At 40.0% G+C, this 21,138-nt stretch carries 23 protein-coding genes and 1 pseudogene; 16 read left to right on the forward strand and 8 right to left on the reverse strand.

Features of this window, described 5'->3' with window-relative positions; translation table 11 throughout:
• The first annotated feature begins 39 nt into the window (after nt 1-39).
• Together ACFX4E_RS05405 and ACFX4E_RS05410 are read left to right on the forward strand one after the other, a co-directional pair.
• Nucleotides 40-1,755 carry a putative bifunctional diguanylate cyclase/phosphodiesterase gene (locus ACFX4E_RS05405; RefSeq protein WP_263035555.1) on the forward strand — a complete coding sequence of 572 codons (1,716 nt, stop codon included), beginning with the start codon at nt 40-42 and terminating at the stop codon, nt 1,753-1,755.
• 83 nt (nt 1,756-1,838) lie between these two features.
• Nucleotides 1,839-1,988 carry a hypothetical protein gene (locus ACFX4E_RS05410; RefSeq protein WP_013084503.1) on the forward strand — a complete coding sequence of 50 codons (150 nt, stop codon included), beginning with the start codon at nt 1,839-1,841 and terminating at the stop codon, nt 1,986-1,988.
• Between the two features lie 24 nt (nt 1,989-2,012).
• On the opposite strand, the gene spoIIP is transcribed toward ACFX4E_RS05410, so the two are convergent.
• A complete protein-coding gene (gene spoIIP, locus ACFX4E_RS05415; protein WP_025750039.1) occupies nt 2,013-3,197 on the reverse strand; it encodes a stage II sporulation protein P in 1,185 nt (394 codons plus the stop codon).
• Between the two features lie 190 nt (nt 3,198-3,387).
• Here spoIIP and ACFX4E_RS05420 point away from each other — a divergent pair, with 190 nt between their 5' ends.
• Nucleotides 3,388-3,540, forward strand: coding sequence for a hypothetical protein (locus tag ACFX4E_RS05420; protein WP_263033836.1), 153 nt, complete (start codon nt 3,388-3,390; stop codon nt 3,538-3,540).
• Between the two features lie 26 nt (nt 3,541-3,566).
• Here the strand turns inward: ACFX4E_RS05420 and ACFX4E_RS05425 are convergent, their stop codons facing one another.
• Nucleotides 3,567-3,953 (reverse strand): VOC family protein, encoded by a 387-nt coding sequence (locus tag ACFX4E_RS05425; RefSeq protein WP_377237807.1) that lies wholly within the window; start codon nt 3,951-3,953, stop codon nt 3,567-3,569.
• 169 nt (nt 3,954-4,122) lie between these two features.
• Here ACFX4E_RS05425 and ACFX4E_RS05430 point away from each other — a divergent pair, with 169 nt between their 5' ends.
• The gene (locus ACFX4E_RS05430) at nt 4,123-4,650 is read left to right on the forward strand and encodes a YcxB family protein (protein WP_098526175.1); all 528 of its coding nucleotides are present in this window, start codon (nt 4,123-4,125) and stop codon (nt 4,648-4,650) included.
• Nucleotides 4,651-4,709: 59 nt separating this feature from the next.
• On the opposite strand, the gene ACFX4E_RS05435 is transcribed toward ACFX4E_RS05430, so the two are convergent.
• From ACFX4E_RS05435 to pruA, 3 genes are all read right to left on the reverse strand, one after another.
• Nucleotides 4,710-5,513: a YwqG family protein gene (locus ACFX4E_RS05435; RefSeq protein ID WP_263033838.1), complete on the reverse strand. Its 804-nt coding sequence runs from the start codon at nt 5,511-5,513 to the stop codon at nt 4,710-4,712.
• 172 nt (nt 5,514-5,685) lie between these two features.
• Complete coding sequence (locus ACFX4E_RS05440; protein ID WP_025750035.1) at nt 5,686-6,600, reverse strand: proline dehydrogenase family protein; 915 nt, start codon at nt 6,598-6,600, stop codon at nt 5,686-5,688.
• Nucleotides 6,601-6,673: 73 nt separating this feature from the next.
• Nucleotides 6,674-8,242: an L-glutamate gamma-semialdehyde dehydrogenase gene (gene pruA, locus ACFX4E_RS05445; RefSeq protein WP_028409795.1), complete on the reverse strand. Its 1,569-nt coding sequence runs from the start codon at nt 8,240-8,242 to the stop codon at nt 6,674-6,676.
• 529 nt (nt 8,243-8,771) lie between these two features.
• Here pruA and ACFX4E_RS05450 point away from each other — a divergent pair.
• The 3 genes from ACFX4E_RS05450 to ACFX4E_RS05460 all read left to right on the forward strand — a co-directional run bounded on the left by ACFX4E_RS05450 (nt 8,772) and on the right by ACFX4E_RS05460 (nt 12,081).
• Complete coding sequence (locus ACFX4E_RS05450) at nt 8,772-10,166, forward strand: amino acid permease (RefSeq protein ID WP_377258873.1); 1,395 nt, start codon at nt 8,772-8,774, stop codon at nt 10,164-10,166.
• Between the two features lie 40 nt (nt 10,167-10,206).
• Nucleotides 10,207-11,595 (forward strand): amino acid permease, encoded by a 1,389-nt coding sequence (locus ACFX4E_RS05455; protein ID WP_263035556.1) that lies wholly within the window; start codon nt 10,207-10,209, stop codon nt 11,593-11,595.
• A 372-nt stretch (nt 11,596-11,967) separates the two neighbouring features.
• Nucleotides 11,968-12,081, forward strand: a complete 114-nt coding sequence (locus ACFX4E_RS05460) for a YjcZ family sporulation protein (RefSeq protein WP_075419294.1) — start codon at nt 11,968-11,970, stop codon at nt 12,079-12,081.
• A gap of 40 nt (nt 12,082-12,121) precedes the next feature.
• On the opposite strand, the gene ACFX4E_RS05465 is transcribed toward ACFX4E_RS05460, so the two are convergent.
• Entirely contained in the window at nt 12,122-12,796 is a 675-nt protein-coding gene (locus ACFX4E_RS05465; RefSeq protein WP_028409798.1) for a hypothetical protein, read from the reverse strand.
• A gap of 97 nt (nt 12,797-12,893) precedes the next feature.
• On the opposite strand from ACFX4E_RS05465, the gene ACFX4E_RS05470 reads away from it, so the two are divergent.
• From ACFX4E_RS05470 to sigH, 4 genes are all read left to right on the forward strand, one after another.
• Complete coding sequence (locus ACFX4E_RS05470) at nt 12,894-13,454, forward strand: histidine phosphatase family protein (protein WP_263035557.1); 561 nt, start codon at nt 12,894-12,896, stop codon at nt 13,452-13,454.
• A gap of 319 nt (nt 13,455-13,773) precedes the next feature.
• Entirely contained in the window at nt 13,774-13,974 is a 201-nt protein-coding gene (locus ACFX4E_RS05475; protein ID WP_013058502.1) for a cold-shock protein, read from the forward strand.
• A 77-nt stretch (nt 13,975-14,051) separates the two neighbouring features.
• Nucleotides 14,052-14,207, forward strand: coding sequence for a DUF3934 family protein (locus ACFX4E_RS05480; RefSeq protein ID WP_162837669.1), 156 nt, complete (start codon nt 14,052-14,054; stop codon nt 14,205-14,207).
• 384 nt (nt 14,208-14,591) lie between these two features.
• The gene (sigH, locus tag ACFX4E_RS05485) at nt 14,592-15,242 is read left to right on the forward strand and encodes an RNA polymerase sporulation sigma factor SigH (RefSeq protein WP_013058500.1); all 651 of its coding nucleotides are present in this window, start codon (nt 14,592-14,594) and stop codon (nt 15,240-15,242) included.
• A 21-nt stretch (nt 15,243-15,263) separates the two neighbouring features.
• Here sigH and ACFX4E_RS05490 read toward each other — a convergent pair whose 3' ends face one another.
• Complete coding sequence (locus tag ACFX4E_RS05490; RefSeq protein WP_050691476.1) at nt 15,264-15,692, reverse strand: hypothetical protein; 429 nt, start codon at nt 15,690-15,692, stop codon at nt 15,264-15,266.
• Nucleotides 15,693-15,945: 253 nt separating this feature from the next.
• Here ACFX4E_RS05490 and ACFX4E_RS05495 point away from each other — a divergent pair, with 253 nt between their 5' ends.
• The 3 genes from ACFX4E_RS05495 to ACFX4E_RS05505 all read left to right on the forward strand — a co-directional run bounded on the left by ACFX4E_RS05495 (nt 15,946) and on the right by ACFX4E_RS05505 (nt 18,996).
• Nucleotides 15,946-16,398 (forward strand): MarR family winged helix-turn-helix transcriptional regulator, encoded by a 453-nt coding sequence (locus ACFX4E_RS05495; RefSeq protein ID WP_013058498.1) that lies wholly within the window; start codon nt 15,946-15,948, stop codon nt 16,396-16,398.
• Entirely contained in the window at nt 16,367-17,566 is a 1,200-nt protein-coding gene (locus ACFX4E_RS05500) for an MFS transporter (protein ID WP_263035558.1), read from the forward strand. The genes ACFX4E_RS05495 and ACFX4E_RS05500 overlap by 32 nt, the downstream gene beginning before the upstream one ends.
• A gap of 179 nt (nt 17,567-17,745) precedes the next feature.
• Nucleotides 17,746-18,996, forward strand: a complete 1,251-nt coding sequence (locus ACFX4E_RS05505; protein WP_377237805.1) for a C40 family peptidase — start codon at nt 17,746-17,748, stop codon at nt 18,994-18,996.
• A 39-nt stretch (nt 18,997-19,035) separates the two neighbouring features.
• Here the strand turns inward: ACFX4E_RS05505 and ACFX4E_RS05510 are convergent.
• Nucleotides 19,036-19,575, reverse strand: a pseudogene (locus tag ACFX4E_RS05510) (DUF2199 domain-containing protein); the annotation flags it as partial.
• A 152-nt stretch (nt 19,576-19,727) separates the two neighbouring features.
• Between ACFX4E_RS05510 and ACFX4E_RS05515 the strand changes: the two are divergent.
• Complete coding sequence (locus ACFX4E_RS05515; protein WP_028409804.1) at nt 19,728-20,393, forward strand: sigma-70 family RNA polymerase sigma factor; 666 nt, start codon at nt 19,728-19,730, stop codon at nt 20,391-20,393.
• 29 nt (nt 20,394-20,422) lie between these two features.
• Nucleotides 20,423-21,004 (forward strand): ATP-dependent Clp endopeptidase proteolytic subunit ClpP, encoded by a 582-nt coding sequence (gene clpP / locus ACFX4E_RS05520; RefSeq protein WP_263033843.1) that lies wholly within the window; start codon nt 20,423-20,425, stop codon nt 21,002-21,004.
• Nucleotides 21,005-21,138 lie beyond the last annotated feature (134 nt).

Below are 21,138 nucleotides of genomic sequence, written 5' to 3' on the forward strand. Positions count from 1 at the left end.
TTGTTTTATCGTTAAAATTTTGATAAAGGTGTATAGGATATGGAAAACAGGCATTTTGAATATAAATTTAAAGAGGCGCTAAAAAAACTAAATGATATTGAACTTGCGTTAAATGAATCATCAATCGTAGCGATTACGGATAGTCGTGGATTCATCAATCACGTGAACGATAAATTCTGTGAAATTTCTAAGTACGAAAGACATGAGCTTCTCGGGCAGGACCATCGTATTATTAATTCGAAACATCATTCAAGCTTGTTTTTTAAAGAGTTATGGAGCACGATCAGATCCGGTAAGGTATGGCACGGAGAAATAAAAAATAAGGCAAAAGACGGTTCGTACTACTGGGTGGATACAACCATCGTTCCTTTTTTAGATGAGCGGGGTAAGCCGTATCAGTACGTATCGATTCGTAATGATATTACAAAACGAAAAGCATATGAAGAAAAAATTAAGCAAATGGCTTATTATGATCCGTTAACCAATTTGCCTAACCGCTATTGGTTAAACAAGCAGCTGAAAAAACTGCTTTTAAATCGGGAATCTCCTGAACTGTTGGCCATTTTATTTTTGGATTTAGACCGCTTTAAATCAATAAATGATACGCTTGGCCATCATCACGGCGATGTGCTGCTGAGGCGCGTAGCAGAAAGGTTAAAAAAATGTATTCCGTCCTCTGATTTTATCTCGCGGCACGGGGGCGATGAGTTCATTTTAGTGCTGCATTCACTACAAACTGTTGAGGAAATTGAAGAAATGACCGAGCAGATTGTAAAAGAAATGTCGCTTCCTTTTTATATAGACGGAGATAAAGTGCTAACCTCTACAAGCGTTGGCATCAGCTTGTTTTCAAAGGAATGTCAGCAGCAAATTGTCCCAAAAGACGCAGATGAACTAATCGACCGGCTGATCAAGCAAGCAGATATTGCGATGTATGTAGCAAAACGCAATGGACGAAACACATATGAAATGAGTTCGTCTTCATCTAATGAACGAATAATTAAAACAATCAGCATGGAGAATGAGTTAAAGTATGCGTTAGAAAGACATGAGTTTCAGCTTGTTTATCAGCCGTTAATCGATTTGAAAACGTCTGGTGTGATAGGGGCAGAAGCGCTTATCCGCTGGAATAGCGCAAAATTTGGTACCGTCTATCCAAATGAATTTTTGCCTATTTTAGAAGAAGTGGGTCTGATTGTGCCGGTTGGCAAGTGGGTGTTAGAAGAAGCGTGTAAGCAAATGAAAGCATGGACAGAGCTGAATTCAAAAGCGAGCAAAATAGGAGTGAACGTATCACCTATTCAGCTGAAGTCCTCACGATTCGTAGCGGAGATTGAACAAATCTTGCAAAAAACAGGCCTTGAGCCGCACTTTCTGGAACTTGAAATCACCGAAAGCGTTATTCAAAACAGTCAAGAATCGAAAAAAGTGCTAAACCGCCTGCGGAGTCTAGGGATAAAAGTGGCGATGGATGATTTCGGAACGTGCTATTCTTCTCTTAGCTATCTGAAACACTTGCCGATTAATACGTTAAAAATTGATAAATCATTTATTGACGACTTAGACGAAGTTGGAAAAGTGCTGGTTGAAACGATTATTCAAATGGGAAAGAAACTTAACTTTGATCTCACTGCAGAAGGAATCGAAAACGAAGAACAGCTGCAGTTTGTGACAGAACAAGGCTGTCATATCGGTCAAGGCTATCTATTTGATAAGCCGCTTTCTCCCGAGGAAATGAGCCGTTTGTTGAAATGAAGGAAAATCCTATGTACGGAAAGAAGCTCTTTAATAGAGCTTTTTTTTATGGTTTTTAATCGTATGTAAGGAGTGAGAAAGTCGTGAAAGAGTACGTTGGAATCTGCACAGTATGTCAAAAGAACGTATACTGTTTAGAGGGATTTTTAAACGGTGTGGTTGTTGAAGGGAAGCTGGTGTGCTTTGCGTGTGAAGAAGAGGAGAAGCGTGACTCTCATAAAAACAAAAACTAGCTACCTGGGGTAGCTAGTTTTTGTTTACTGCGCATTCACTTTTTCAGCTTGCCAGTAATACTCGCTGAACACATCAGAAAAAGCTTTGACGGTATTTGTGAGTTCTTCCATATTGTTATCGACGCCCCCTACTTCGATTAAAATGGAGCGGTCGGATAAGTCTTGATTATATAGCCCGTTATTGCCGCTTGTTTTCTTTTTGCTTAACACTCCGCGGCTAAGGCCTGGATATTTTTCTTCTAGTTTTTCATGAATCGCTTTAGCCATTTTCACGTTTTCATCAAATTTCGGGTTTGCTTCACCTAATACAATCATCATTTTAGCGTACGATTTGCCGTTAATAGCAGCCGTTGTTTTTTCTTGGCGCAGTGAATCACGATGAATATCAATTAAATAATCGACGTCTTTGTTTTGCTGAAGAGCTGTTTCCACTACGCTGCGAGACATCATATAGGCTCGTCCTGTACCCCAGCCTTTTTCATTCAGCTTTTGCGTCATATTGGTTGTATCTACTTCCGAACCGATTCCGTCTGCTTTTAATTCCATTCCTAGCATTTGACCAACGAGCGTGATGTTGGTTTTGTTATCAACTGCTTTATTTTCGTTCGCTTCACCTTGCATACCAAGTAAAGGGAAATAAGATTCCCAGCTGTGCGTGTGGTAGATGTACACAACTTTTCTGTCTCCCGTGCTTTGCTTGGCCTGTGTTTGAGACTGTTTTTTGCTTTCTTCGTACGTTTTGCTTTCAGCAGGATCCAAATCACGCTCGCCTGAAATGCTTTCGAGCGGAGGAGCCGATTCATGAGGAATCGTGGTATAATCCGTTCCTTCACCGGCTAATAGAATATGGGAATCAAAAATAGAAAAGCCGGGCAGTTCTGATCCAAATAGACTTCTTGTATCTGCCACGCGAATATTCGTCGCCAGCTGAAGGGCGACAGAAGAGAGAGGAGGCGGAGAGAAATCTTCTTCAAAGGCATGAGAGAAATGATGGTTTTCCGTATGCATGAAGTAGAACAAGCTTTGTGCTTTATAATTTGATAGTGCTTGATAGACAACGTTCGAGCGCAGCGTATGCTGAAGAGTTGAATACGTGACGGTAAAAATAGCGGCTGATGTTAAAAGAACAAATAGTATAGCGATAATTAATGATTTATAAGAAAGGATCCAAAAAAGCTTTTTAGGCTTTTCAGTAAACTTGTTTTTCATAGAATAAACCTCCTCTAATAAAATTTTGAAATCAGCGGATGAGAACTCTAAGAGGAGAATGTTATGTATCTACTATTTACTCTATTAAAAAGAAATAGAAATATGATAGAAACCATGATATTTAACACAACATAAAAAAGTTTATATTAGGGCATACTGTAAAAAAACGGTGCGTATTGGAGCTGGTTAGATGAACGACTCATGGGTTTATCATCATTTTATTAATACATTTTTATTTTCTTTAACAATGTTTGGCGTGGCATTTTGTGTGCTGGGACTGTTGCTGTACATGCTGTGGAAAGAAAAGCAAAAAGAAGGACCAAAAGAAAACAAGAGCTCTTAAATAAGAGCTCTTGTTTTGTCTAATATTCAGTTAGAAAAAGGGAGATTCACTCTCTCTAAGAACTCCATTCGGTTGCCGAAAGGATCAGCCACGTAAATTCTTTCGACACCGGGAATGTTTTTGTCTTCCATAAAAGAAATACTGAAGCTAGTCAAATGATCTTTGAACTCAGGGAGATTTTTGACGTGAAAGCCTGGATGCGCTTTTTTTGCGGGTGAAAAGGCAGGTTCAACACCAATATGCAGCTGATAAGAACCAAATTCAAACCACACGCCGCCGCGCTTTTTTAGACTTTCCGGTTTTTCGACTTCTGTTAATCCAAGAACAGTTCCGAAAAAGTGCCGTGCTTCGCTTTCTGAATTCGGTGGTGCAGCTAGCTGAATATGATCAATATGCGTCAGTGTAAAAGTCATAAACATTCCTCCTTAAACAGTAGAGTACTAGTTAAGTTTACGTGATGTATACGTGTAAATAAATGTAAAAAATATGATACTTTTCATAAGAAAAACTTATTATATATACATATAAAACTAAATGAGGTATATTTTATTTTGTTGTTATTTAGGAGAATTGGAGATTAATATGGAATATCACTATACGTTAACAAAAGAGGATTACGTAGCTTTTAACATGCATCACGCTCAACATTCGGAAAGAGTACAAAAAGTGCTGAGAGTTCAGCGATGGATGTCGCTTATTTTTCTTCTTATTCCTTTGCTTGTTTCGTGGGTTGAAGGAGAATTTTTACTCGGCATGTTCGTAGCGTTTGCACTGCTTGCGGTGCTGTGGTTTTTATTTTATCCGAAGTACTTTTACGGAAGTATTAAAAAGAACATTGTAAAGGTAATAAATGAAGGAGATAACAGCAGTCTGACGGGTGAGCATACTATGATGGTTACGGAAGATGGCTTGGTAGAGAAAAGCTCAAAAGGAGAAGTGAAGACTCCTTGGTCAAGCATCACTCAAATTAGAGAAACCGATGAACATATCTTTATCCTTGTTAGCGCAATGAGCGGATACGTTATTCCTACAAGCACATTTGCAGATGTAAAAGCGCTACAGCAGTTTAAAGAAACGCTGAATGCTGCAAGAGACGAAAAAACAGGCTGAGTAGTAAATAATAATGTGAAAAAACGCCCTCCTAGACACTTTTCTAAGAGGGCGTTTTTTTAACAGCAGTCCCAGTTGTACAAAACATCTCTAAAGTTACGGTGGCGAAGGTCTTCTTCTTTAATGAAGAAATTGGCCACTCCCGCATCACCAAACATAATATCCGCTTCGTCGTCCATAGCGAATTGAAGAAGCAGAACATCGTATGCTCGCAGCGCTTCATCGTAGTCTCGAGGATCGCTTTGAGTAAAAAAAGCGTATCCGCCCATTTTATGATACTCGCCCGTAAGCTCATCCCAGTAGATTTCTTCCGTTTCTTCATCTTCAAATAAATCTGATTCTATATCATTATATCGATAGTCAGTAGGGGAAACGGGTTCAATTTTTATTTCAAACTGTAAGCCTACTTCTTGAGGAATAGGGAACATATCCCGGTCAATGTCTTCAAGATACGTAAAATCGGTTGTTAGCTTTTTTTCATCTGTGGTTACGTCTTCATAAAAAACGATGCGAAAGTCTTTTTGAGCCGTAGGATGGTCAAAATCAAGACCGTACATATCGCCGGTGCTTTCGTTATCAGCTCCGCAAATGAAAAATTGAAGCATGCCTTGAACGGGCATATTTTCATAGGAAGGTACTTCAGAAAAATTGATTTGTGCCATCAGGAGCATCGGCTTGCCCTGAGAATCAAGAGGATGATTTGCTTCTAGAGGAAGGTAAGGGTTGCCGCCAAACTTGCTTTCATATAATTTTGGACTGTTCATAACCGTATTGATGTGGATGTAAGGCTTACATGTTTTTTCGATTTCTTTTCGGTAAGGTTCTAGCTTAGGAGGCAGTTCTAATTTTGATAGAGGATTCATATGTACTCTCCTTTTTGTTTGGAATAAAAAGAACGTTTGTTCGTATTTTTATTTTACCTTAATACATACTGAAAGAGAAGAGAAATCGTATAAAAAATCCCTTTGCAGAAGCATCTACAAAGGGCACAAAGAAATGATAGCGTTTTCATTAAGGGACTTACTAAATGACTGCTTATTTAGAAAAGAATCCTTTTAAAGCAAATGCTACGTTTTGCGGTCTTTCCGCTAAGCGGCGCATAAAGTAGCCAAACCAGTCGTTGCCAAATGGAACGTATACGCGCATTGTATAGCCTTCTTTTGCAAGGCTAAGCTGCATATCTGTGCGGAATCCGTACAGCATTTGAAATTCAAACTGCGTGCGCGGGATGTTGTTTTTGTGAGCGAACTCTTTTACTTTTGCAATAATATTGTGGTCGTGAGATGCAATAGCCGTGTATGTCCCGCTCAGCAGATGCTCTTCAATAATTCGCATATAGTTCTCGTCAATTTGGGCTTTATCTTGAAACGCCACGGTTGGTGATTCTTGATACGCGCCTTTTACCAATCGAAGAGGAATGCCTTTTAGCTCTTTTACGTCTTGTTCAGCACGGAACAGGTAAGCTTGAATAACCGTTCCAACATTATCAAACGTCTCGCGAAGCTCTCGTAAAATATCTAGCGTCATTTGACAGTGAGCATAGTCTTCCATGTCGATTCGGACAAAGTTGTCGTATTTTTTCGCTGTTTCAAGAATGCGGCGCATGTTCTCAACGCAAAAACTGCGGTCAATATCCAAACCAAGCTGCGTCATTTTGACAGATAAGTTGCACGTTACACCGGCTTGCCCCATAGCTTCCAGCGTTCTGACATTATATTGAGTCGCTTCGATAGCTTCTTCTCTGCTTGAAACAAATTCCCCTAAATGATCAAGCGTACAAACAAGTCCTTTTTCATTCAGTTCCCGTACTTTTTTGATCGCATGTTCAATCGTGTCGCCAGCTACCACTTGAGCTGCCCCAAAGCGAAGACCCCATTTTTTCGCCGCTTTGTTTAGCGCTTTATTTTGGGAAGCGTGAAGAAACACATTTTTAGATACCTCTGCTAACATAAATATCTCCCCCTATAGAAAAAAATCCCTTGTTGTTTTAAGATAGAGCAGCCTAAGGCTGCTCTACTGAGTATTAAAGCGTCGTGCTTGTTGTTTTTGCTTGCAGGTGCAGAATCAAGTAATCAGGACCGCCAGCTTTTGAATCTGTTCCTGACATATTAAATCCGCCAAACGGCTGGTACCCAACGATGGCACCTGTACAACCGCGGTTGAAGTAAAGGTTTCCGACGTGGAACTCTTCTTTTGCACGCTCGATGTGCTCAGGCGTATTTGAAAGAAGGGCACCTGTTAAGCCGTAGTCTGTGTTGTTCGCAATTTCCATCATATGATCGAAGTCGCGCGCTTTGCAGAATGCTACGACTGGGCCGAAGATTTCTTCTTGCATTAAACGTGCTTTTTCATCTACATCTGCAATGATCGTAGGCTGAATGAAGTAGCCTTTTGAATCATCTGCTTCTCCGCCCGTCATTAAACGGCCTTCTTCTTTACCGATTTCAATGTACTTTGTAATTTTGTTGAAAGAAGCCTGATCAATAACAGGTCCCATATACGTGTTCACATCTTCAGGGCTGCCCATTGTTAATGTTTTTGTCAGCGCAACTGCTTTTTGAAGAACGATATCGTACACGTCTTGGTGAACAACCGCACGAGAGCCTGCTGAACACTTTTGTCCAGAGAAGCCAAACGCTGAATACACGATAGAAGAAGCAGCTAAATCTAAATCAGCATCTTTGTCTACAACGACCGTGTCTTTACCGCCCATTTCAGCAATAACGCGTTTTAGCCAGATTTGACCAGGCTGTACTTTTGCCGCGCGTTCATAGATGCGGCAGCCTACTTCACGAGAGCCTGTAAATGAAACAAAGCGTGTTTTTGGATGATCTACTAAATAGTCGCCAATTTCGCTTCCGCTTCCCGGCACGTAGTTCAGTACGCCGTCTGGAAGGCCGGCTTCTTTCATTACTTCTACAAATTTTGCTGCGATAACCGGTGTGTTATTAGCCGGTTTTAATAGAACCGTATTTCCTGCTACGATTGCTGCTGCAGCTGTTCCTGCCATGATCGCTAACGGGAAGTTAAACGGTGAAATAATAACGCCGACACCAAGCGGAATGTAGTTGAATTTATTTTCTTCACCTTCGCGGCTCTCAACAGGCGCGCCGTCTTTTAGCTGCACCATTTGGCGAGCGTAGTATTCAAGGAAGTCAATTGCTTCTGCTGTATCAGCATCTGCTTCATTCCAAGGCTTTCCTGCTTCTTTTACAAGATAAGCTGAAAATTCATGCTTGCGGCGGCGAATGATGTCCGCTGCGCGGAAAAGAATATCTGCTCGTGCTTCCGGCGCTTCTTTTTTCCACGTATTAAAGGTAGAAAGTGCTGCTTGCATAGCTTTTTCAGCCAAGTCTTGATCTGCTTTTGACACGCGGCCGATAACTTCTGTTTTATTTGCTGGGTTAATCGACTGAATTTGATCTTCTGTTGTAATTAATTCTCCGCCAATTACAAGAGGATAGTCCTTGCCAAGCTCTGATTGTACAAGTTCTAGTGCTGATTCAAACGCATCTTTGTTTTCTGCAATCGTAAAGTCCGTGAAAGGCTCGTGTTTGTATTGTTTGATTTCGTTAATATTCATTGTGTTCATTTTCATTACCCCTTTTTTAGAAAATTTAAAACATAATTAATATTCCAACACCCTATACCTGTATTATAATCACCTTATTATCGTTTTGTACATAGTTTTTTAACAAAAATGTTCAATAATTTTTATAAATAAACACTTTTGTTTAAATAAACAATCAATTCTTCGTTTTTATAGTGATTTTGAACAAAAAGCACAATAAAGGACAGAGGTAAGCAGAAGTAAAGATGTTTTGAACTGAAGAATTACGATAAAAGAAAGAGTTTATCGTTAGTAAATGAAAATGATCTTCCTTTCAAAAAAACAATAGACAAAGTTGTTCAAAATAAATTATCATATAATTCGAAAAGTAATTTTGTCGAATGAAGCTATCTTTTGCGTTAAGTGAAGGCTTCATTTGAATGTACAGATAGAGGGAGGGTAGGAAACGACAGTTATTTGTCCACAGCGTTGAAAGGGCTTACATATTTAACGCGCGATGCGAAGAACGTGTAATTCTTTAAATGACGGTTTTTATGAGGAGGATTTTAACATGAGTCATCAACCGCCTGAGTTAAAAAAAGAATTAAAAATTCGACACATAACCATGATTTCTTTAGGAGGAATCATTGGTGCCGGTTTGTTCATTGGAAGCGGATCACTCATTAACGCAGCAGGTCCTGGTTCCATTTTTTCGTACGCGTTTGCCGGTTTGCTGGTGATTTTAGTGATGCGAATGCTGGGGGAAATGTCTACGGCTAATCCTTCAAGCGGCTCGTTCGCGACCTATGCCAGAGAAGCACTTGGACCGTGGGCCGGCTACACAATCGGCTGGCTATACTGGTTTTTCTGGGTAATTGTTATTGCTGTTGAAGCGATTGCCGGCTCAACAATTATTCAATATTGGTTTCCGTCCTTACCGTCTTGGGGCGTTAGTCTCATCCTGACGTTTTTATTAACGTTAACGAACTTATACTCTGTTAAATCATTTGGTGAATTTGAATACTGGTTTTCACTTATTAAAGTAGTTAGTTTAGTGCTGTTTTTACTTTTAGGAGGAGCGATCATCCTCGGTTTAATACCGGGAGTAGAGTCTCCGGGAGCATCGAACCTTCTTCATAGAGGCGGATTTCTTCCAAATGGAATCAGCTCCGTCTTTTTAGGAGTGGCGATTGTGATGTTTTCTTTTATGGGAACAGAAATTGTCGCAACAGCCGCTGGAGAATCGGCTCAGCCTGAGCGAGCAATCACCATCGCAACAAATACCGTTATTTATCGTATTTTATTTTTTTATCTTGGGTCTATTTTAATCTTAGTAACGATCCTTCCATGGGATTCTTCAAGCTTGATGAAAAGTCCGTTTGTTTCGATATTAGAGCTGGTAAACGTTCCGGCAGCGGCTCAAATTATGAACTTTATCGTACTGACTGCTGTTTTGTCTTGCTTAAATTCAGGTCTATACACAAGTTCTCGTATGCTGTACTCAATGGCGCAAAAAGGAGACGCGTCGCGCATGTTTTTGAAAGTGAATAAAAAAGGCATTCCGTTTAATGCCATTGTAGGATGTACCGTAATTTCTTACATCAGCGTTGGTTTTAACTATCTTTCACCTGATAGAATCTTTTTATTTTTAGTAAACGCATCGGGAGGCGTAGCGCTTCTTGTGTACCTTGTTATTGCTTTTTCACAGCTTCGCATGAGAAAGAAATACGAAAAAGAAAAGCCGGAAGCATTAAAAATCAGAATGTGGCTGTTTCCTTATTTAACGTATGGAACGATTGCGGCAATCACAAGTATCTTTATTGCGATGGCATTTATTGATTCACTTCGCACTCAGTTTTATCTCACGCTGCTGATTGCTGTATTTGTGGTATGTTCATACTTCTTTATGAAAAAGAAAAAAGATGATAGTTCCCTATCTGGACAGGGGAATAAAAGAATTTCTTAATAGAAGAGAAAATCATCACGAGGGGCTAGGGGGAAGTAAATTGGCAAACAAAGAGTTAAAAAGAGGGCTTGAATCTCGTCATATCCAAATGATTGCTCTTGGAGGAACGATTGGGGTAGGGTTATTCATGGGTTCAGCAAGCACCATTAAATGGACGGGGCCATCCGTCCTGCTTGCGTATGCTATTTGCGGCGTTTTTATTTTCTTTATTATGCGTGCAATGGGGGAAATGCTTTACTTAGAGCCAAGTACGGGTTCGTTTGCGACATTTGGTCATAAATATATTCATCCGTTAGCGGGTTATATCACGGCTTGGAGCAACTGGTTTCAATGGGTGATTGTCGGCATGGCAGAGATTATTGCAGTCGGCGCTTATATGCAGTACTGGTTCCCGCATTTACCGGCGTGGGTTCCGGGAATTGTCGCCATGGTCATTCTCGGTGGGGCAAATTTAATTTCGGTGAAATCGTTTGGAGAGTTTGAGTTTTGGTTTGCAATGATTAAAATTGTTACGATTGTTCTCATGATTATCGCTGGTCTTGGCCTTATTTTCTTTGGTCTTGGAAACGGCGGCGAAGCGCTTGGCCTGTCGAATTTGTGGGCAAACGGCGGTTTCTTTACAGGCGGATGGTCCGGCTTTTTCTTTGCCTTGTCGCTTGTTATTGCTGCCTATCAAGGAGTAGAGCTTATTGGAATTACAGCAGGAGAAGCAAAAGATCCTAAAAAAACGTTAACAAGTGCAATTCAAAGCTTAATTTGGCGTATTTTAATTTTTTATATCGGCGCCATCTTTGTGATTGTAACGGTGTATCCGTGGAACGAGCTGGATTCACTTGGCAGTCCGTTTGTTTCTACGTTTGCTAAAGTAGGAATTACAGCAGCGGCGGGCATTATCAACTTTGTTGTCATCACAGCGGCCATGTCTGGGTGCAACAGCGGAATTTTCAGTGCGGGACGTATGCTTTACACGCTAGGTGTAAACGGTCAGGCTCCGGATTTTTTTACAAAGGTTTCTCGAAACGGTGTGCCTATTTATAGTACCGTGGCGGTGATGATTGGCTTAGCTGCGGGCGTTGTCTTAAATTATATTGCACCGCCAAACGTTTTTGTGTATGTGTACAGTGCGAGCGTGCTTCCAGGTATGATTCCGTGGTTTGTGATTCTTATCAGTCAAATTCGTTTTCGAAAAGCAAAAGGAGCGGCGATGGACCAACATCCATTTAAAATGCCTTTTGCTCCCGTGACGAACTACGTAACAATCGCGTTTTTATTGATGGTGCTTGTAGGCATGTGGTTTAATGATGAAACGCGCATATCGCTGGTTGTCGGCATTATCTTTTTAGCTATTGTTGTGCTGAGCTACTATGTACTAGGTATCAGTAAGCGTACGGAAGTACGGTCTTCTGAAAGACGTAAGCTAGTGAAATAAATGATTTTGTAAGAGAGCTGAAAAGCACTTTAGTTTAAGGAGAAGATCCGAACGATGAATGAAACTCGTTCGGATTTTTTTATTGATATGGTGAACGTAAGTTTCAGCTTATGTATCTCATTTGTTCGTCTTTAGATTGAATTGATTTCGTTATGCCTTAATCTCTTTTGGACAGAGGAGAAGAACCGAAGTCAGCGCTTTTCTTAGGCTGTTTTCTTCTTTTATTAATGAGGTGCATGGCAAGAAGGAAAAAGAAAAAAGAAAAAACCAGAGTCAAAAGGGCGCGTTTAGGCATAAGATAATCCAACTCAAGTGAAATGCAAGCGGCGTTTTTCTTGAGGAAAGAGTATTTAAAGAAAAGGAAGTGTTCGTATGTCTGGAAACCCTGGATATGGTCATGGATCTGGTTTTGCTTTATTAGTTGTATTGTTTATTTTATTAGTGATCATCGGCTGCAGCTGCTACGGCGGAGGCTTTGGCTGGTAATTCACTCATTTCAAAAGCCCTATAAGGGCTTTTTCTATGCTTATAAATAACGCTTTTTTCCGTTTTGATAAATGTTGACGTGAAAGCCGTTTACTTCACCCATAAAGATTTTAGAAGGAAATCCTGCTGCTTTGACAGATGAAGTGATTTCGACAGTTTGATACGTTTTTGGTTCCAACGTAACAGTATGAAGCTTAGGTTTATTCATCATCACTAAAAAAGGGGTATCTTCTTTAAAATAGGAGCGTTCATCCAGTGCTACTTCAAACGTAACGGGTTTTGAGCTGTGATTTTCAAATGAAAGGTCACAGGTGCCTGTTAATACGGTTTCTTTTTTATTTCTCTCAAATGTACAAATGCTGTTTTCCACATCGTAAGAAACGGCATACATACCTGGTAATACGGTCTTTTGCATCGCTTCAACCATATGACCAGGACCCGATATGACAATAAACGCAGCAAACATCGTTAGTTTCAAACGATGCCTATTTAAACTTTTGTAAAGGGCAAAAAGACCAAGTAAAAGTATAATTCCCCACGCATTGCTAGCATATTGAATTCCCGTCATTGTTTCTTCATCTCCATAGAGGGGAAGACCTAAAAAAGAAAAGACAGAATGACTGAGCGGCGTTGAGTTAGGAAAAGGGATGTTTAAAATAAAAACGGCTAGTAAAAAGGTGAGTCCTTTTATCAAAAGTGATCGTTCACGAATCATGTTGTTCCTCCTTAGCTATAAATCCCGTATCATTATATACTATTATTATCTTATTTTGTAATTAATGGTTATTTTACTGCGTCTGGAGGGAAGATGAATGAAGACTTTTTTATTAGTTAGGCATTGTGAAGCAGAAGGGCAAGAAGCAAAAGCATCACTGACGGAACAAAGCATACAGCAAGCCCAGCAGTTAATGTATTATTTGAACAAGCTGAGTTATCCCATTGATAAAATTATTTCAAGCCCGTACAAACGAGCCGTTCAAACAATTGAACCTTATGCAAAAGATACCGGTCTGTCTCTTCATATAGATAAAAGGCTAGAAGAAAGGCGTTTAAGCGGACAGCCTCTTTTCAACTGGATAGAAGTATTAAAAAGAACTTTTGATGACATAGACTTTAAGGTAGACGGAGGAGAATCGACCAAAGAAGCCACGGTACGTGTTTTAGAGCTGTTTAAAGAAGTAATGAATGAAAAACAGAAAACAACTCTGTTTGTTACGCACGGCAATTTGATGACGTTAATCCTCAGATATTTTGATCCGAAATTTGGGTTTGGTGAATGGTCGCGTTTAACAAATCCCGATGTATATCACATCGATCTCCAAAAGAAGAACGTTTCCATTACAAGGCTTTGGAATGAGCAGAAAACAAATTGATGAAATAAAAGATTTTTTGTGCAGATGATAAGTTTAGCTCAATATAAAAACCTTAAGCCGCATCACAATCCAGAAATGTGGGTAGCCTCAAAGCTGCCCCGTAGGCTTTTAACAGATACATAATTAGGTTGAAGCCTGTCTTAGAACAGAAACTTGCTATTTCTAAATTGATATGTTACACTAAGGTTAATTATTTTTGTTCGGTATGAAATTGAAAGAAGAGAAATATTCTTCAATAGAAATTTTTATCTGGAAATAGTACGATTGAGCAAGGGTAGTAATATATGCGTGGAGTAATTCCACCACTGGAGGAAATAGTATGACTGAAGGTACAGTAAAATGGTTTAATGCAGAAAAAGGTTTCGGTTTCATCGAAATTGAAGGCGGAGAAGATGTATTCGTACATTTCAGCGCAATTCAAGGCGACGGATTCAAATCTTTAGATGAAGGTCAAAAAGTGACTTTCGACATCGAGCAAGGTCAACGCGGTGCACAAGCTGCTAACGTTGTAAAAGCATAATTTTATGCAATCCAAAAAAGACTCCGACTTTGGACGGGGTCTTTTTTTATTGTAACAAACACGCAGGTAACGGAGGAATACGTATGAGTAAAGCAAAAGGTAAAGGCGGCACGGGGCGAGGCACCGGCAAAAAAGGGTGGAACCGCTGGCAGGCGAGTGCAAAAAAGAAGAAAAATGCAAAGCCTTATAAAAGCAAGGGAACAAAAAATGCTGATAAGCCGGAAGGCAACTAATCCTATATGCGCAGTATCATCTGCAACTTCGACTTACTCTGCTTGAGTAAGTTTATTTCATATGGAATTATTTTTTTATTGCTTTTTTGACAGATTGCTGTCACTATATGAAATAATAAAGTGATTTGTGTGAATTTTCTATAAAAATTGATTTTTTTTGCAAACACTTTCATATTTCGACAACCTTTTTGATTTTTATCGGTTATACTTCTTTATAATAGATTATAGAAAGATGCAGGGGAGCATAAAGTGAGAGAGGAAAGCGACAGTTTACCTGTACGCTTTTTACGTTTCTGGACCGTATTGCAGTAGCGTCGTAACAAGTAGATCATGCATCAGTTTAGAACACATCAAAACTCAACTAAGTGTAACGGGGGGATATGAGTGAGCGTAGGCATCGTAATTGAAAAAGTTCAAAATTATGCTATGTTAGAAGATCATGTTTTGGTTGAAATGGTTCACAGCGGAGATGAAAAATCATTGGAGTATTTAATCAACAAGTATCAAAATCTTGTGAGGGGTAAAGCAAGAAAATACTTTTTGATTGGTGCTGAAAAAGAAGATATTGTCCAAGAAGGAATGATTGGACTGTACAAAGCAATTCGCGACTTTAACGAAGACAAGCTAACATCTTTTAAAGGGTTTGCGGAGTTATGTATCACAAGACAAATCATTACGGCGATTAAAACGGCTACTCGTCAAAAACACGGTCCGTTAAATTCGTACATTTCATTGGACAAGCCTCTGTATGATGAAGAATCAAACTATACGCTGATGGATATGATTCCTGGCGATCAAATTGCTAATCCGGAAGCGGTGCTGATTCATCAAGAAAAAGTGGAAGACCGCGAGTTAAAAATTGCGGAAACACTTAGTGAATTGGAAAGAAAAGCATTGACGCTGTATATGGACGGCCATTCATACGCTGAAATTTCGAAAGAATTAAATACGCACGTCAAGTCAATTGACAACGCGCTGCAGCGTATCAAAAGAAAGTTAGGTCGAGACGTAGAAAGCAGACAAGCTATTTCATAATAGGTAAAAAACAGCCGGACCTCAAAGGGGGTTCGGCTCTTTTTCACGGTCTTTTAAAATGTCTTGAATAATTTCAATATGAACAGAAGCCCACGATTGTTCACGGAAATGAAGAAACACGCTTGGAATGAGAATAAAAACATACAGCACCACAAAAATAATCCAAAGCCAGCTGCCGTCTTTAAATAAAAATTGCTGCAGCCGCTGCGAAAATAAAAAAAAGAGCCAAGGCAAAGCAGAAACAAGGATGGGAATGACGCCGGAGCCGTTTTTTTCTTTAGTCATTCGGTAATACACTTTTCGCAAAATAGCGCTTTCGAGCGTAAGGTAAAGCTGCCGGATTTCTTCCATTTCCGCTAATTCATCAATTTCTTCTGCGTTTTGGTTTTGATGAGCTGCTTTTTTCAGTTTAAGGTAGACTTTATGAGCATCGCCGCGCAGTGAAAACATATACCAGCCTCCCGCATAGTGTTTCGTCTTCTTTAACAGAGTTTGCAGGTGCATGTAAATATATACAAAAAATTTCGTGATACGAAAGAATAAGAAAACAGAAGTGAAAGCGTGAATCATTAGTAGAAAAAGAAAGAAAACAGCTGATTTTCGCCCTTTTTCGCCGCCTTTACACATCAAGTAGCAGCACATATACTAATAAAAGAACAATTAGTTACCTAGGTAAATAAAATGAAAAGGTGAGGTGGAAAAAGTGAATAACTTGGTGTTTCATGAGCTTCATCAAAAGTCGAGATTGTCTATTAAAGAAGTAAATGAAGTGTTAAAAGCGTACGGGCTATACAGCTCACAGTACTCAATTTTATTTTGTTTAAAGCGATTCGGCTCGATGACGCAAACGGAGATTTGGCAGTATTTAAATGTCGAAGCGCCAACGGTTACCCGCACGTTAACAAGGCTTGAAAAAAGCGGATGGATCGTTCGAAAAGCAGGCAGTGATAAACGAGAGCGCATCGTTTATTTATCTCCTCAAGCGAAGAAAAAACTTCCGGAAATTCAGCAAGAAATTGAACGTTTAGAAGAAAATTTGCTGATTGCTTTATCCGACAGCGAACAAGATCAGCTTATTTCGTTATTAAAGAAAATTTGTAAATCTACAGAAAAGGGTGAAATGAATGACGAACCAGCAGGAGCCAATCTGGACTAAAAGTTTTATCAGCATTGCGATTACCAACTTTTTTATTTTTGTTGTGTTTTATGCATTGCTGACGCTGCTGCCGATTTATGTATTAGACGCCTTAGACGGCACGAGTACGCAGGCAGGGCTTGTTGTTACCATCTTTTTATTATCTGCGATTATTGTTAGACCGTTTTCAGGGAAAGTCATTGAAAACATTGGAAAGAAAAAAACGCTTGTATTTAGTACCCTCATTTTTGCGCTTTCTTCCTTCTTATATATGTTTATCCACCATTTTAACGTGCTTTTATTATTGCGCTTCTTCCAAGGGATTTCATTCAGCTTAGCGACAACCGTCACCGGAGCGATCGCAGCGGATTTAGTTCCCGCTAAACGACGAGGAGAAGGGCTTGGCTACTTCGGAATGTCAATGAACTTAGCCGTTGTTGCAGGGCCGTTTTTAGCACTAACGCTTCATCAATACATGGCATACAACATTATTTTCCTTGTATTTGGCGTGATTATGCTCGTTGGCTGGCTGTGCGGAATGATGGTCAAAAATCTTCAAGAAGACGCTGCTCCGTCAGTAAAGAAATCATTTTCACTGAGCGATTTATTTGAAAAGAAATCCATGCCGATTTCATCTGTAGGTATTCTCGTTTCTTTTTCGTATGCAAGTATTATTTCTTTTATTTCTGTGTACGCACAGTCGCTTGGATTGATTAAAACAGCAAGCTTTTTCTTTGTCGTGTTCGCAGCTGCGATGCTGATTTCACGACCGTTTACAGGAAGATTATTTGATAAATCTGGCCCAAACATTGTGATTATTCCATCATGTATTGTTTTTGCGATTGGTCTATTTAGCTTAAGCCTTACACATTCTTCTTGGATGCTGCTGTTTTCAGGTGCATTAGTAGGACTAGGCTACGGAACGCTGCTTCCTAGCTTCCAAACGCTTGCGATTCAAGCAGCGCCTGCTCACCGAAGCGCATATGCAACTGCCACGTTTTTTACGTTTTATGATAGCGGTATTGCGGTTGGTTCATTTGTATTAGGAATTGCAGCAGGTGCTTTAGGGTATTCAAAACTGTACTTTGCACTTGGTATTTTTGTTCTTTTGATTACACTTTACTACAAGTGGATTGCAAATTTACGTCAAAAACAAAAAGCGGCAAATATCCAGGTGGGCATGAAATAAAAAAGCTCGGCGTAATACGCGCCGAGTTTTTTTATGGATTTTTTACAGGACTTTGGAAGGGAAGCATATTTAAGTCAAAAGGTACTAGCCAATTCCTATCCATCTGCACCATACTTTAACAGAGGAACCATTTACATATAAAACTTCTTGGATGAAATAAAAAACAAAGGAGAAAAAACATGAAAGTAATGAAACCTCTTATGGTCACAGCGTTAGGACTTAGTCTTGCCACTTTTTATGAAGGCGCTTTTCCTGCAGAAAAAGCTGTGCAAGTACAGGCTGCTACAGATGAAAACGTGATTGCTGATAAAGCAAAAACGTATGAAGGAGCGGATTATACGTCTGGAGGAGAGACGTTAAGCGAAGGGTTTGACAGCTCTGGCTTCGTTCAATATGTGTTTAAGCAAGCGCTCGATACAACGCTGCCTCGTTCCGTGAAAGAACAGTCAGAGCTTGGAACAGACGCCGATAAAAACGAGCTGCAGGCAGGCGATGTATTGTTTTTTGACACCAATGAAAACGGTGAAGTGAACGTAGCCGCTATTTATATCGGAGACGATGAGATGATTTATGCATCTTCTTCAGACGGAAAAGTCGTGGTGAAAAACATTTCAAGCAGCGCGTATTGGTCATCACATTTTGCCAAAGCAAAGCGCATTACAGGCGCACCGGAAATTGCAAAAGATAATGAAGTCATTGCAGAAGCATTAAAACATCTCGGTACACCATATGTATTCGGAGGCGAGTCGCCAACGGACGGCTTTGACTGTTCCGCATTTGTTGCCTATGTATTTCAACACGCATCGGACGTGTACCTTCCGAGATCAACCGATCAGCAGTGGCAAGTTGGAGAAGAAGTTGCCCGCGAAGATTTAAAACCAGGCGACGTTATCTTTTTTAAAGATACGTATCGTAAAGGGATTTCACACGTCGGTATCTACGCAGGCGGCAATCAGTTTATTCATGCCAAGCGCAGCGAAAATGTGACGGTGGATTACCTGACAAGCAGTTACTGGACGTCTAAGTACGCAGGAGCGAGACGCTACGATGACCTATCGCTGTCAAAAGACAATCCATTTGTGACGGAATCTCTTAAATATGTAGGAGAAGTACCTTACGCACAAGGTGGGACAAGTCCTTCTACAGGTTTTGATACGGCTGGTTTTGTTCAATATATTTACAAAGAAGCTGCTGGAAAAGACATTCCGCGCTATGCGAGTCAGCAGTGGGAAGCAGGAGAAACCATTTCACAATCTGACTTGAAGCCAGGAGATCTCGTCTTTTTTGAAGGAAGTTCGCTTATTCCATCTATCTATATTGGAAATGACTATGTCGTTCACGTATCTACATCCGAAGGCGTAAAAATTACAAACTATAAAGTAGACAGCTACTGGGCGCCTAAATACTACGGAGCCAAGCGCATGCCATAAAGGTGAAAAAACAAGACAGTCTGGGGCTGTCTTGTTTTTTTTATAGGTAGTCAATTGCTTTTGTATGTCTTTGATTCGCGCTAGCGTTATCCCTTCCCGCTGCTCGACGGCTAAAGGGTGATCGGTTGGCTCTAACTTGATGAGGGGTCTTGTTCCGACAGATCGTGTATGCACATTTGTTTTCAAATTTAACGTTTCGGGATAGCCTGGAATGGAAACTGAAAACCATCCGAAATAAGGCGGTTCATTTTCTCTTTTGTCACTTTCCCATAAATCGATCATTCGATGAAAATTTTCTTCGCTTAAAGAAACCCATATGTTCCAAGTGAAAAATTCTTCTTCATTAAGAACAGGAATTTCAACACAGCCTCTTACGAAAAAATGTTCTTGATTCATGATACAAATCTCTGAATATAGTTCAAAGTCGTTTTGTCTTTCATCGTCTGACGCATCATAATAGTAAAAAGGAGCTTCACTTGTATAGCTCATAGGCAAAGCAGGGTGAGGGTGTTCACAGGTTAAGTCTTTAAAGTGAAGTTTGCTCGTTTTCTTCTTGCCATATAATCGTCTTCTTCGCATATTATTTTAGACTCCTCAGATAAAAGTATCTTCATTATAATACAAAAAAATGGCTGCTTAAGCGTATAATGTGTAAAAAAGTTTGATACCCCGTATCTTTTGAACTTCCTTCAATCGTTTAGTAAATAGAGAGTGCAAAAGGAGTGAAAATCATGTCACATTCAAAAAAAATTGAAACACAAACAGAAAGCTTTGACGATGTCTGCTGGAACGAGCATTACCCAAAATTGCAGCAGTACTGCCGTTTTTTAACGCAAAATGCGTGGGACGGAGACGATATTGCCCAAGAAACGTATTTAAAAGCTCAGCGATATAAAGGTGAAGAGCGCAATCTGTCTTCTGCGCTGTTAAATAAAATTGCGTATCACCACTGGATTGATCTGCTGAGAAAACGAAAGCGTGAAGTAATAGCCGAAGAAGAAGGTTTGGAGCAGCAGGCCGACAAGCAGGCGTTTGATAGTAAGGGACACTCGGTCGAGTTGCTCCTTAGTCAGTTTACGCCGAAGCAAGCGGTTATCTTTTTCTTAAAAGAAGGCTTTCGCTACCAGCTAAAAGAAATAGCGTTGATTTTACAAACGTCAGAAACAGCGGTGAAAAGCAATTTACATCGTGCTAAGCAGCGGTTAGAAAAAGGCGGTGAGCCGTTTTCTACAGATTCTTTTTGGGATGAAAAAGAGCGTAATGAGCTGTCAGAACTGTTTTATAAAACGTTAGAAGCGCAGGACCCAGCACTTTTGATTCGGGCTTTGCCTTCCTTAAAAAGCGTCATTCAAAAACCAACGTATACTCCGACGTGCACTCTCTGCATGGCTGCATAGCCATATTACGTATGATAAGGAGGATATATATGAGTACGATTCCATATGTAATTGAACAAAGCAACCGCGGTGAACGTTCGTATGATATTTATTCGAGGCTGTTAAAAGATCGAATTATTTTAATTGGTGATGAAATCAATGATCATATTGCTAACAGCGTGGTCGCGCAGCTCTTATTTCTCGCCGCAGATGATTCTAAAAAAGATATTTCACTTTATATTAACAGCCCCGGAGGTTCGACTTCAGCAGGGTTTGCGATTTATGACACGATGCAGTATATCGAGCCGGACGTTCAAACAATTTGCACGGGCATGGCTGCTTCTTTTGGCGCACTGCTTCTCCTAGCAGGAGCAAAAGGAAAGCGCTATGCACTTCCGAACAGTGAAGTTATGATTCATCAGCCGCTAGGAGGGGCTAGAGGGCAGGCGACTGAAATTGAAATTAGCGCCCGCCGAATTTTAAAGCTGAAGCAGCATATTAATGAAATTATATCAACACGAACGGGACAGCCGGTTGAAAAAGTGGCAAACGATACGGAACGAGATTATTTTATGAGTGCTGAAGAAGCAAAGGCATACGGCATTATTGACGGTATTCTGTTGCCGAAATAAAGAGGTGATAAGAAAGCATAGACGGCAGCGTCTATGCTTTCTTGTCTATAAAAATAAGAAAAAAGACCTTAGTATTATCTTTATTTTTCTTTAAAAGGTAGGTATTATATAAAATATAACAGATTTTAGAAAGA

The sequence above is a fragment of the Priestia sp. YIM B13491 genome (assembly GCF_042787605.1).
In the GTDB taxonomy this organism is placed as follows: Bacteria; Bacillota; Bacilli; order Bacillales; family Bacillaceae_H; genus Priestia; species Priestia megaterium_E.

Excerpts from the sequence above, each read along its gene's own strand:
- ACFX4E_RS05515 (WP_028409804.1), top strand. The coding sequence starts at position 19,728 with ATGTCACATTCAAAAAAAATTGAAACACAAACAGAAAGCTTTGACGAT.
- ACFX4E_RS05450 (WP_377258873.1), top strand. The coding sequence starts at position 8,772 with ATGAGTCATCAACCGCCTGAGTTAAAAAAAGAATTAAAAATTCGACAC.
- ACFX4E_RS05425 (WP_377237807.1), bottom strand. The coding sequence starts at position 3,953 with ATGACTTTTACACTGACGCATATTGATCATATTCAGCTAGCTGCACCA.
- ACFX4E_RS05405 (WP_263035555.1), top strand. The coding sequence starts at position 40 with ATGGAAAACAGGCATTTTGAATATAAATTTAAAGAGGCGCTAAAAAAA.
- ACFX4E_RS05475 (WP_013058502.1), top strand. The coding sequence starts at position 13,774 with ATGACTGAAGGTACAGTAAAATGGTTTAATGCAGAAAAAGGTTTCGGT.
- ACFX4E_RS05460 (WP_075419294.1), top strand. The coding sequence starts at position 11,968 with ATGTCTGGAAACCCTGGATATGGTCATGGATCTGGTTTTGCTTTATTA.
- ACFX4E_RS05500 (WP_263035558.1), top strand. The coding sequence starts at position 16,367 with ATGACGAACCAGCAGGAGCCAATCTGGACTAAAAGTTTTATCAGCATT.
- ACFX4E_RS05420 (WP_263033836.1), top strand. The coding sequence starts at position 3,388 with ATGAACGACTCATGGGTTTATCATCATTTTATTAATACATTTTTATTT.
- ACFX4E_RS05505 (WP_377237805.1), top strand. The coding sequence starts at position 17,746 with ATGAAAGTAATGAAACCTCTTATGGTCACAGCGTTAGGACTTAGTCTT.
- spoIIP (WP_025750039.1), bottom strand. The coding sequence starts at position 3,197 with ATGAAAAACAAGTTTACTGAAAAGCCTAAAAAGCTTTTTTGGATCCTT.
- pruA (WP_028409795.1), bottom strand. The coding sequence starts at position 8,242 with ATGAACACAATGAATATTAACGAAATCAAACAATACAAACACGAGCCT.
- ACFX4E_RS05470 (WP_263035557.1), top strand. The coding sequence starts at position 12,894 with ATGAAGACTTTTTTATTAGTTAGGCATTGTGAAGCAGAAGGGCAAGAA.
- ACFX4E_RS05435 (WP_263033838.1), bottom strand. The coding sequence starts at position 5,513 with ATGAATCCTCTATCAAAATTAGAACTGCCTCCTAAGCTAGAACCTTAC.
- ACFX4E_RS05465 (WP_028409798.1), bottom strand. The coding sequence starts at position 12,796 with ATGATTCGTGAACGATCACTTTTGATAAAAGGACTCACCTTTTTACTA.
- ACFX4E_RS05430 (WP_098526175.1), top strand. The coding sequence starts at position 4,123 with ATGGAATATCACTATACGTTAACAAAAGAGGATTACGTAGCTTTTAAC.
- ACFX4E_RS05440 (WP_025750035.1), bottom strand. The coding sequence starts at position 6,600 with ATGTTAGCAGAGGTATCTAAAAATGTGTTTCTTCACGCTTCCCAAAAT.
- ACFX4E_RS05490 (WP_050691476.1), bottom strand. The coding sequence starts at position 15,692 with ATGTTTTCACTGCGCGGCGATGCTCATAAAGTCTACCTTAAACTGAAA.
- clpP (WP_263033843.1), top strand. The coding sequence starts at position 20,423 with ATGAGTACGATTCCATATGTAATTGAACAAAGCAACCGCGGTGAACGT.